Origin of the sequence: Flavobacterium sp. WC2409 (assembly GCF_041200085.1) — a bacterium.
In the GTDB taxonomy this organism is placed as follows: Bacteria; Bacteroidota; Bacteroidia; order Flavobacteriales; family Flavobacteriaceae; genus Flavobacterium.
Genome location: NZ_CP165625.1, coordinates 3,097,802 through 3,109,783, shown reverse-complemented (window position 1 = coordinate 3,109,783; position 11,982 = coordinate 3,097,802). Strand labels below are relative to the sequence as shown.

Sequence of the window (11,982 nt, the reverse complement as noted above, 5' to 3'; positions counted from 1 at the left end):
GTTTCAAATCTCAAATTATTTTACAAAGAATTTCGAATAATCAATGCGCTTTTATTCTCAATTTGCTCTTTTTTTCCTTGTAGAATCATTTGTGCAAGAATTTTTCCCATAGCTTCAAAATTGGTAGAAATGGTCGTAATTCCATTTTCTACAATCTTTTTCAATGGAGTTTCGTTATATGAAATAATACCGTAATCACTGCCTAATTTTAAGTTTTGAGACTTTGACTTTTCAATTACACTTACGAGGTCTCGATCCGTTGGAATGATGTAGACTTCTCCCTTTTTTATTTCTCTATTTTTAAAGTCGGGTGTTATTTCGTAGTTGAAATTGTGGTCTTTACAAAAATTTTCAAAACCTATTTTCATTCCTAATGGTTCTCGAAACCCAGGAAATATTAAGATAATTTTTTTGTATTTATTTAATTTTGATTTTCCTTTAAGTAAGCCATTGTAGATGTCTTTAAGGTGGTTTTGATATATCGCAGGATACAATTTTAAATCAGGATTTGTTTGGTCTAATATGTAAACATCGTTAACCGGTAGGGTTTTTATAACGGATGCTGCCTCCACTAAATTGGTTGGCATTATAATATATTTAGTATAGTTTCCATTGCTTTCATTTATTAGTTTTTTAAAAACTTGGATGTTAAAATGATGAAAAAAGATGTCAACTTGGGCCTCTTTTCCTATGTTTTCCAAGAAAGAGTTGTAGATGTCTTCTTTAAAGATATTTAGCTCTTCAAATAATAAGAAAATCCTTTGTTTAGTGCTTATTTCAGTGCTTTTTATGTAGTACCCTTTTCCGAGAATAGCATAGATTATTCCTCTTTTTTTCAATTCTTCATACGCCTGTAAAACAGTGTCGCGGGACAATGAGAATTCTAAGCATACTTTGTTTATAGAAGGTAATTTTTCATCTTTTTTTAGTTTGCCATCTTCAATAGTTTTTTCTATTGATGAGATGATCTGTTTGTATTTGGGTATCCCAAGATTGTTTTTAATGGAAATTGTTTTCATGAGACTGATTTTTTTTGCAATATACAAAAACTGGTAGGTACTGGTATGTAAAAGTGAATTATTATTCTAATTTTGATTTTTGATATTGATAAAAAAAGAATAGAAATAAAACACATATCATATTTTATGACTAATTATATAATGAAATTGTTTGGTTTAACAACTACCGAGGAGGTTATTGAGTCTTTTGATTTAAGTAACAAAAACGGTATGAAATTAACCGTTATAAACTATGGAGCTACCGTAGTCTCATTAAAAATGCCATTAAAAACTGGCGAAGTCATTGATGTTGTTTTAGGGTTCGATAATTTAGAAGCGTATCTAAAATCTTTTCAATTGAAAAGTCCTCCTTATTTTGGAGCAACAGTGGGGAGATTTGCTGGAAGAATAAATAACAGTTTATTTAATTTGAATGGGAAAGCATTTTTATTAAATAAAAATAACAATAATCATTCTCTTCATGGAGGTATTGAGAACTTTAGCCAAAAAATTTGGACTGTAGAAAATTGGACTGAAGGTAAAAACCCATCGATTACATTAAGTTGTTTAAGCCCTAATGGAGAAGAAAATTATCCTGGAGAGCTTGCGGTTAAGTTGACTTATACGGTATCGGAAGAAAATGAATTAATTATAGAATACCAAGCAAGTTCAAGTGAAGACACTATTGTGAATTTAACACATCACAGTTATTTTAATCTTGATGGTCACAAATCAGACATATTAGAGCAAGAGTTAATAGTTAATTCTAAAAGAACTCTGGAAACTACAAATGAAAATATTCCAACAGGAAAATTTTTGAACATTGCCGGTTCTTCATTTGATTTTAGTAGTCCCAAAAAATGTCCATCGGAAATTGATACCACCTTTGTTTTGGATAATAAAGAGGAGTTTGCAGCTTCACTTTTCAACAAAAAGAATAGGCTAAAAATGACTGTTTATACAGATCAACCTGGAGTTCATATTTATGTTGGAGGCAATTGTTTTAATGAAGTAAAAGGCAAAGAAAATTGCGATTATCATCCTTTAAGTGGCATCTGTTTTGAAACCCAAAATTTTCCTGACGCTCCAAATCACGAACATTTTCCAAGTTCAATTTTGAGAAAAGAAGAATTATATCATCATAAAACAATTTATAAATTTCAATCTTTTTAAAATGATTAAAATTATAAACAACATACTTTTTTTATTGCTAATTGTATTGGGTTTTTCTTCTGGAGAAATTCAAGCACAGTCACAATCAAAAATAAAATTAGATACGAATTGGAAATTTCAAAAAGGTGATTTTGAAGAAGCGTATAAAGTAAATTTTAATGATTCGAAATGGGAATCTGTAACTGTTCCACATGACTGGGCAATATACGGGCCATTTGATAAAAATGTAGATAAGCAGAGTGTTGCCATTGTTCAAAACGGAGAAAATGTAGCTACCGAAAAAACTGGGCGCACAGGAGCTTTACCTCACATAGGAACGGCCTGGTATCGCAATAAATTTACATTACCTAAAGATTCAAAAGGGAAGAAAATAATTTTACTTTTTGAAGGGGCAATGAGCGAACCTCAAGTGTATTTGAACGGAAAAAAAGTAGGAGAATGGGCGTATGGTTACAGTTATTTCTATTTTGATGTTTCCCAATTTGTAGAAGAAGGAGAGAACACTTTATCAGTAAAACTAACCAATAAAGAATTTGCTTCACGTTGGTATCCTGGTGCTGGTTTATATCGAAATGTAAGTGTTATTATAAAAAATAACGAAAGTATTGACCAATGGGGACAGTTTGTAACGACACCTTTTATAAATGACGAAGTTGCTAAAGTTAATATTAAGACAAAAACTTCTGGGGAAAACACCCGTTTAGTTACCACTATTTTTGACGCCGAAGGACATAAACTAAACTCTGAGGAGTCGACGATACAATTCGGAAATGAGTTTGATCAAAATATAAAAGTTGAAAATCCAAAATTATGGAGCCCTGAAACCCCTTATTTATATAAAGCGGTTTCCCAATTGTATGTTGGTAAAGAACTGAAAGATGTGATGTCAACTCCTTTTGGAATTCGAGAAATAAAATACGAACCCAATAAAGGATTTAGTCTAAATGGGAAGGTAACTAAATTTAAAGGCGTTTGTCTGCACCACGATCTTGGTCCACTAGGAGTTGCAGTAAATAAAGCTGCTTTGCGCAGACAAATGATGATATTAAAAGATATGGGTTGCAATGCGATCCGTAGTTCACACAATATGCCCTCTTTTGAACAACTGGAATTGGCTGATGAAATGGGTTTTTTGTTTTTGGCAGAGAGTTTTGATGAATGGGCAAAACCGAAAGTAGAGAATGGTTATCATCGTTTTTTTGAGGATTATGCCGAAAAAGACATCGTGAATTTGGTGCGTGCAACAAGAAATCATCCTTCTATTGTAATGTGGAGTGCTGGAAACGAAGTGCCTGATCAATGGGGAGAAGCAGGTGTAAAAAGAGCCAAATGGTTGCAAGAAATATTTCATAGAGAAGACCCAACACGCCCAGTAACTGTGGGTATGGATCAAGTAAAAGCGACTATGGAATCTGGTTTTGGAGCAGTGTTGGATGTTCCAGGTTTAAACTATCGTGTGCATTTATACGATGAAGCCTTTGCGAAATTTCCACAAGGTTTTATTTTAGGTTCAGAAACTGCTTCAACTGTAAGTTCTAGAGGGATTTATAAATTTCCTGTGGTTCAAGAAAAAATGAAGCAATATCCTGACTTTCAGTCTTCATCTTATGATTTAGAAGCGTGTAGCTGGTCTAATGTACCCGATGAAGATTTTGTTCTTCAAGATGATAAACCTTGGGTTATTGGTGAATTTGTTTGGACTGGTTTTGATTATTTGGGTGAACCTACACCTTATGATGAAAGCTGGCCGTCTCGAAGTTCTTATTTTGGAATTAACGATTTAGCGGGTTTACCTAAGGATCGCTATTATTTATACAGAAGCCGTTGGAATACGAAGGAATCAACTCTTCATATTTTGCCGCATTGGAACTGGGAAGGTCGTGAAGGAGAAATTACTCCTGTTTTTGTCTATACGAACTACAACAGCGCTGAACTTTTTATAAATGGCATAAGCATGGGTGTGCAGAAAAAAAACAACAGTACCCCACAAAATCGCTACCGTTTAATGTGGATGGATGTAAAATATGAGCCAGGAACGGTAAAAGTCGTGGCTTATGACGACAATGGTAAAGCGATTGCTGAACAAGAAGTAAAAACTGCTGGCAAGCCATATCAAATAGTTTTAGACGCAGACAGAAAATCAATTACTGCTGATGGCGAAGATATATCTTTTGTCACTGTATCAGTAGTTGATAAAAATGGAATTCCGTGCCCTACGGCAACAAACCAATTAAAATTTAAAGTTAAAGGAGCGGGTACTTTCAGGGCAGCTTGTAATGGGGATGCTACTTCGCTCGAAATGTTTCATAAAGATACTATGAAACTTTTTAGTGGAAAGTTAGTAGTACTTGTAAAATCGACAACAACAGCTGGGGATGTAAAGCTCGAAGTAAATGGAGCAGGGCTTAAGAGTGGTAAATTAAATTTAGTATCTACAAAATAAATAAAAAGTCGAAGCAAGAATTGCAGTGATACCTTATAAAGAGAAGGATTTTAAAAGGGAAAAAGTGGTTCAAGCCTCGAAAACTAATACAGTTAAGAATAATAATTTCAAAATAATGAATGATATTTTAATTAAAAATACTACCAATTTTTTTCAGGAAACCTTTGGTTCAACTGCAGAAAAAATTGTGCTTTCTCCAGGAAGGATTAATATTATTGGAGAACATATTGATTATAATGATGGTTATGTTTTGCCAGCGGCAATTGATAAAATAATTTGTTTTGCTTTCGAGAAAAACAATACAAATCAATCAAGAATAGTTGCAATTGATCTTAATGATGAATTCGAAATTAACCTTGCAGATTCAGTTGAATTGACCGACAATGTTTGGACTAATTATGTGAGAGGGGTTATCAATCAATTGAAAATAAAAGGTTTTGAGTTTGAAGGTTTCAACTGTGTTTTTAGCAGTAATATTCCAGTTGGTTCTGGGTTATCATCCTCTGCAGCTTTAGAGTGTGGTTTTTTATTTGGACTAAATGAACTTTTTAATTTGGATATAAAACCAGTTGATATGGCGCTAATGGGGCAAAGCGCTGAACATTGGGTAGGAATCAATTGTGGAATTATGGATCAATTTTCTAGTGTGATGGGTTTAGAAAATAAGGTAATAAAAATTGATTGCAAAACATTGGAGTATGAATATCATAATGCTGATTTCAATGATTATTCTTTGATTTTATTTGATTCAAATGTGAAGCATTCCTTAATGACATCGGCATATAATGAAAGAAGAGAACAGTGTGAAGAAGGGATTGCAATTGTGAAAAATAATTTTCCTGAGATATCAAGTTTTAGAGATTGTACAGAGCAACATATTTTAGGATTACAAAATGTAATGAGTCCTAATGTTTTTAAAAGAAGTCTTTTCGTAGTAAAAGAAATCAATCGGGTTATCCTGGCATGTGAAGCATTAGACAAAGGAAATATTGAAACTCTTGGGAAGTTAATGTTTGAAACACATGAAGGATTGTCCTCAGATTATGAAGTAAGTTGTGCTGAACTAGACATGATTGTCAATACCCTTAAAAACGAGGAAGCAGTTGTAGGTTCTCGATTAATGGGTGGTGGTTTTGGCGGCTGCACCATTAACTTAATTAAAAAAGGACATGAAGACCGAATCAAAAAGGAGCTTTCGGCACTTTATTTTGAGACTTTTGGAATAGAATTAAAAATTTATGATGTAAAAATCGGAAACGGAACAACACTTTATAAAAACAATTAGAATGAAAAATTTTGATATCAACGAAGATCCGCACAGACGCTATAATCCATTAATCAACGAATGGGTTTTGGTTTCGCCACACCGTGCTAAACGTCCTTGGCAAGGTCAAAATGAAAAAGTTACTTCAGATTCTTTGCCAGAATATGACCCAACTTGTTACTTGTGTCCAGGAAATGTGCGCGCTAATGGAGAAGTAAATCCATCGTATGAAAATGCCTTTGTTTTTGAAAATGATTTTGCCGCTTTAAAGCAAGAAGAGATTGCTTTTGAAGAAAACAAAAACAACACTTTTTTTAAAGCACAACCGGAAAGAGGTATTTCTCGTGTGGTTTGTTTTTCACCAAAACACAATTTGACATTGCCTGAAATGGAAGTGGAAGGTATTGAAAACATTATTCATACTTGGCAAAAAGAATATACGGATTTAGGTGCTGTAGATTACATCAATCACGTTCAAATTTTTGAAAATAAAGGAAGTGTTATGGGATGCAGTAACCCGCATCCGCATGGACAAATATGGGCACAATCTTCTTTACCAACAGAAGTAGAGAAAACGCAAAATAATTTAAAAGGGTATTTAGACAAAAACGGAAGTAATTTATTGCAGGATTATTTGCAAGAAGAGCTAAAACTAAATGAGCGTATTGTAATCGAGAATGATCATTTTGTAGCATTGGTTCCTTTTTGGGCTATTTGGCCTTATGAAACAATGATTATCAGTAAACGTCATTTGACAAAAATTACTGATTTTACAACTGATGAGGTAACTGGTTTTGCATCCATTTTAAAACTATTAACAATTAAATACGACAATCTTTTTGAAACGTCATTCCCTTATTCCTCAGGAATTCATCAAGCTCCAACTGATGGTGAGGAACATCCAGAATGGCAATTTCATATGCATTTTTACCCACCATTATTACGTTCTGCAACCGTAAAAAAATTCATGGTAGGATATGAAATGATGGGAGAATCACAAAGAGATATTACCCCTGAGAAAAGTGCGGAACTTCTGAAAAACCAATCAGAAGTTCATTATAAGACGCGCCTATAGTAAAAAAATCTTTTAAAATATACACTTAAAAATTGAATTAGAGCTCAATTTAAATTTCCTTCTTTTTAAGTAGGGTTGCAAAACTTTTGTGTTTTTTTTTAAGAATGATTAAGCAAAAAAAAAAAATTATTAACCAACCAATTATTAAAAACATGAATTTATGAAAACCATGAAGAACGTAAATCAGATGTTAAGGATTAAAACTTTCTTAACTTCTAAACTCACTTTATCTCTTTTTATTTTGATTTCTTGTATTAGTTTGCAAGCTCAAAATACGATAAAGGGATCTGTTATAGATCAAAAGACATCTCAAACTATTATTGGAGCTTCTGTACTTGTCAAAGGGACTACCAATAGTACCATGACTGATGTTGATGGAAATTATGTATTAAATGTAAGTGATTCTAATGTAACCTTAGTATTCTCTTACATTGGATATGGTAAAGTGGAAGAGGCTGTTAAAGGCAGAAAAATCGTTAATGTAGTATTAAATGAAGAAAATAACACTTTAGATGAAGTTGTTATTATTGGATATGGTACTATCAAGAAAAGTGATATGACTGGAGCTGTTGGAGGCTTAAAAGCATCACAATTAGACGCTCAAAGTAACACGAATTTAGGTAGTGCAATTCAGGGAAAAATTGCTGGTGTAACAGTAGAATCAGGTGGAGGTGCTCCAGGTTCTGGAACTAAAATCCAGATTAGAGGAGCTGGATCATTAAACAATAATAATCCGTTGATTTTAGTTGATGATATTGCAGTAGCATCAATGAATAATTTGAATCCAAATGACATTGAGTCTATTCAAGTATTGAAAGATGCATCTGCTGCCGCCATTTATGGGTCTAGAGCTGCAAATGGGGTTATTTTAATTACAACAAAGAGTGGTAAAAAGGGAGATATGAAAGTATCTTTCAATTCTTCTTTTGGGTCTGCAAGCGTAGCTAAAAAGTTAGATTTGTTAAATCAAGAGGAATGGGCAAAAGTAAGTACTGCGGCCTATACCGCAGCAGGAAAACAGCCGTTGGATATTGCTCTAAACCCAGAAGTTTCGGGTGCAGGTATAAACTGGCAAAATGAAATATTCAGAACGGCTCCAACTAAAAATTACTCATTGGGACTTTCAGGAGGTTCTGATAATGTGAAGTATAGTATGTCATTAAGCTACTTTAATCAAGAAGGAGTTGTTAAAGAGACTAATTATGACCGTGTTAATTTAAGAGTTAAATCGGATTATAAAAAAGGGATCTTTAAAATTGGTGAAACAGTAATGTTGACCAAAGAAAAAAGAAAAGATTTACCAGGTGTTCCTGGACAAGGAAGAAATGTTGTAGGATCAGCAATATCAATGATTCCTGGTTTTGCCATTTATGACGAAAACGCCATCGGAGGTTATGGAGGTGCATCTGGTTCAGTAACGGATATATTTAATCCAGTTGCTGCTTTGAATCTTTTTGATGTAAAGAATGATTATTACCAAGCATTGATAAACACTTATGCTGAAGCAAGTTTTTTTGATGGTTTTAAATATAAGTTAAACGTAGGGGCAACTATTTCTGAGCATAAAGCTTATAATTATACACCTCGTTACGAAGTGGGTGGTTTCTTTAAGAATTTAAAGAATACTTTAGCTGAAGGAAGTGATATGAATCAGTATTATCAAATAGAAAATACGTTGAATTATTCTAAAACTTTTGGAAAACATTCTGTAAATTTATTAGTTGGACATACGGTTTATGAAAATAAATTTCGTTCAATTTCAGGTTCAGTTTCAGGATTACCTGATGGTATTTATGTTCTTGCTGGAGCAGAAGATCCTTCAATTGTTGGTTTAGCAAGTGAAAGTAAATTAATGTCTTTCCTTGGTCGTGCTATTTATTCATATGACAATAAATATATTTTTACTGCAACATTTAGACGTGATGGTTCTTCTCGTTTTAGCCCAGAAAACAAATGGGGGAATTTCCCATCTATTTCTGCAGCTTGGGGAATTGGAAAAGAAGATTTTTTCACCAAGTTAAACTTACCTGTATCTGAGTTAAAATTACGTGCTAGTTATGGTGTATTAGGGAATCAAGAAATTGGAGACTACCAGTATCTTGGTTTGATTTCTCCAGGAATCAGCTATGCAGTGGGCGAGCCAAATTCATTATGGATTGGTAATATTCAACAAGAATATCCTGCAATTGGTTTAAAATGGGAATCAACTGCAACTGCAAATGTAGGGGTTGATTTGTCAATGTGGAATGGTCAATTAGACTTTACTGCTGATTACTTTGAAAAAAATACGACAGATTTACTTTTGCGTGTGCCAATTCCATTGTCAGTAGGTTCTAGCAATGACCCTTATACGAATGCTGGTAAAGTGTCTAACAAAGGTTTTGAATTAGGATTGACTTATAATAAAAAAGTAGGAGAAGTTAATTTCTCTGTTTCTTCTAATATTTCTAGTGTAAAAAATCGTGTAGAAGATTTAAGTACAGGAAGTCAAATTCTAGCAGGTTCTAGTGGATCATTCCACGGAGCAGCAGTAACGTATAGTAAAGTAGGATATCCTATTTATTCTTTTTTTCTTGTTAAAACGGATGGTTTATTCAGATCTCAAGAAGAAATTGATGCTTATACTTTAAATGGAAATCCAATCCAACCAAGAGCACAAGTAGGAGATATAAAATATGTTGACTTTAATGGTGATGGGCAAATTGATGGTGCTGATAGACAGTATAGAGGAAGTGCTTTCCCAGATTTTGAATATGGTTTACGTCTTACAGCTGATTGGAAAGGAATTGACTTTACAATAGCAGCTCAAGGGACGCAAGGAAATATGATTTATAATGGTAATAATACGGATATCGCTACTGTAAGATCAAACATTAATTATTCTAGTGCAACTTTAAACTCTTATACATTTAATCCAAATTCAAATTTCCCAAGATTGGACATTGACGATTTAAATGATAATGGAGCAGACTATTCTGATCGTTTTCTTGAAAACGGTTCTTACTTTAGAATCAAAACGGTCCAAGTTGGGTATACTATCCCGAATAGCTTAAGTCAAAAATTAGCGATTGACAGATGCCGATTATATGTTGCCGGAGACAACTTGCATACTTTTACTAAGTATACAGGATATAATCCAGATGTTTCAAGTGATGGACTTGGAGGTAGAGGGATAGATTATAAATCTTATCCGTTAAGCAAGACAATTACATTTGGAATTCAACTTAACTTTTAAATCGACAAAAATGAAAAAGAAATTAATCATAGTATTTTTTATGGGTGGACTTGTAACGCTAAGTTCTTGTTCAGACAACCTTGAATTTGGGAACCCAAATAAATTAACAACAGAATCTTTCTGGCAAACACCAGCCGATCTGGAGTCTGGATTAGCTACGGTATATAATACATTAGTAGATAATAATAATGCAGGGTATTGGGAAATTCAAGCCATGCAATTAAAAGAGAATAGAACAGAAAACTTTATTGCTAGAAATGACGTTCCTGGACGTTTTGCAGTCGCTACTTATAAAAATAGTCCTAGTACGGCAGAAACTACAGGGATGTTTAAAGCAATGTACATAGGGATATTTCGTGCCAATCAGGTGATAAATTATGCTCCGCAAATCCAAAATATTGATGAAACTAAAAGAGCGCAATTAGTTGCCGAAGCTAGTTTTTTAAGAGGATTGAATTATTTTAATTTAGTAATTGAATTTGGAAGTGTGCCAATATTTACTGATTTAGTAAAAGACCCATCCGATTACTTTAAAGAAAAGTCGACTGAAGATGAAGTTTGGAACCAAATAATTGCTGATTTTCAATTAGCAGCTACTAGTCCGTTACCAGAAATATATCCTGCGGCTTTAAAAGGGAGAGTAACTAAAAATACTGCTATTGCTTATCTTGGAAAAGCGTATTTATATAGAAAAGAGTGGGCAAAAGCCGAAGAGCAATTTGCTAAATTAGTAAATAACGAAGGGACAAATGGATACGGTCTTTTGGATGATTATGCTCAATTATTTGATGGTAAGCATGAGAACAGTAAAGAATCTGTATTTGAAATTCAGTTTAGTAGAGTAGGTGGAGCAACTATTTGGGGAGGAGAACCAGCACAAAGAACTAGAGCTACAACAATGGCTCAAGAATGTGCTCCTGGTGAAGTAGGTGGATGGTTTGAGTTATTGCCTTCAAAAACATTATTGAATGCACTGACCAAAGAGAAAACGGTAGATGGAGGTTTTGATCCAAGAGCGACGGCTACTTTGGCATGGAACTACCCAGGAAGCATGTATTATAATGCTGATTTTGCAACAAAATTTGGAGCAAATGCTATTTGGATTAGAAAAAATCAAAACTGGTGGAATAACGATGAAGGAGATTGGAAATCAGAATTGAATGAATACGCTATGCGTTATGCCGATGTACTTTTAATGCTTGCTGAAGCGCAAACTATGCAAGGAAAAGTGGCAAGTGCAATCCCTTTAGTTAAAAGAATTAGAGACAGAGCGAAGCTAACTAGCATTGTAATGACAGGATGGACTCAAACTCAAATGATGGATGAAATTATGCATCAAAGAAATGTTGAATTTGCTCGTGAAGGACTTCACTGGTATGATTTAAGAAGATGGGGTACATTAGAAAAAGTGATTAAAGAAAGTTTAAGAGAAGGCTACAATAATTACTCAGCCAAATACAATTACTTTCCTATTCCAGAAAGTGAATTAAACAATAATCCTAAGATGACTCAAAATGCCAATTGGTAATAGAGTACAATAATTAGTTCTCGGGTGTTATTATTTTATAAAAAAAACGGCTACAGAAGTTTAATGGTTTAATGATGTAGCAAATTTTGATACTAAATGAAATTTGGGATGTTGTCGAAAAACGTTTTTAATCCATTTATTGGATATAGACATTGGCTTACACTGTTAAAAAACAAAATAGAGCTAAAATTAATGTCAAAATAATCACACCCAATAACTGATAAGAATAAATAGTGACAGATGGTTAATTGCAGTAGTACTGCAAT

7 protein-coding genes are annotated in these 11,982 nt (G+C 33.6%); 6 read left to right on the top strand and 1 reads right to left on the bottom strand.

Going from position 1 to position 11,982, the window contains the following annotated elements; genetic code table 11:
• Nucleotides 1-20: 20 nt before the first annotated feature.
• Nucleotides 21-1,019: a GntR family transcriptional regulator gene (locus AB3G34_RS13350; protein ID WP_367755762.1), complete on the bottom strand. Its 999-nt coding sequence runs from the start codon at nucleotides 1,017-1,019 to the stop codon at nucleotides 21-23.
• A gap of 126 nt (nucleotides 1,020-1,145) precedes the next feature.
• Between AB3G34_RS13350 and AB3G34_RS13345 the strand changes: the two genes are divergently transcribed.
• From AB3G34_RS13345 to AB3G34_RS13320, 6 genes are all read left to right on the top strand, one after another.
• Complete coding sequence (locus AB3G34_RS13345) at nucleotides 1,146-2,171, top strand: aldose epimerase family protein (RefSeq protein WP_369752711.1); 1,026 nt, start codon at nucleotides 1,146-1,148, stop codon at nucleotides 2,169-2,171.
• Nucleotide 2,172: 1 nt separating this feature from the next.
• Nucleotides 2,173-4,614: a DUF4982 domain-containing protein gene (locus tag AB3G34_RS13340; RefSeq protein WP_369752710.1), complete on the top strand. Its 2,442-nt coding sequence runs from the start codon at nucleotides 2,173-2,175 to the stop codon at nucleotides 4,612-4,614.
• Between the two features lie 115 nt (nucleotides 4,615-4,729).
• On the top strand, nucleotides 4,730-5,899 hold the full coding sequence (gene galK, locus AB3G34_RS13335) for a galactokinase (protein ID WP_369752709.1): 1,170 nt from the start codon (nucleotides 4,730-4,732) through the stop codon (nucleotides 5,897-5,899).
• A 1-nt stretch (nucleotide 5,900) separates the two neighbouring features.
• On the top strand, nucleotides 5,901-6,953 hold the full coding sequence (gene galT, locus AB3G34_RS13330; protein ID WP_367772432.1) for a galactose-1-phosphate uridylyltransferase: 1,053 nt from the start codon (nucleotides 5,901-5,903) through the stop codon (nucleotides 6,951-6,953).
• A gap of 160 nt (nucleotides 6,954-7,113) precedes the next feature.
• The gene (locus tag AB3G34_RS13325; RefSeq protein WP_367772430.1) at nucleotides 7,114-10,188 is read left to right on the top strand and encodes a SusC/RagA family TonB-linked outer membrane protein; all 3,075 of its coding nucleotides are present in this window, start codon (nucleotides 7,114-7,116) and stop codon (nucleotides 10,186-10,188) included.
• Between the two features lie 10 nt (nucleotides 10,189-10,198).
• Complete coding sequence (locus tag AB3G34_RS13320; protein WP_369752708.1) at nucleotides 10,199-11,716, top strand: RagB/SusD family nutrient uptake outer membrane protein; 1,518 nt, start codon at nucleotides 10,199-10,201, stop codon at nucleotides 11,714-11,716.
• Nucleotides 11,717-11,982: the final 266 nt, after the last annotated feature.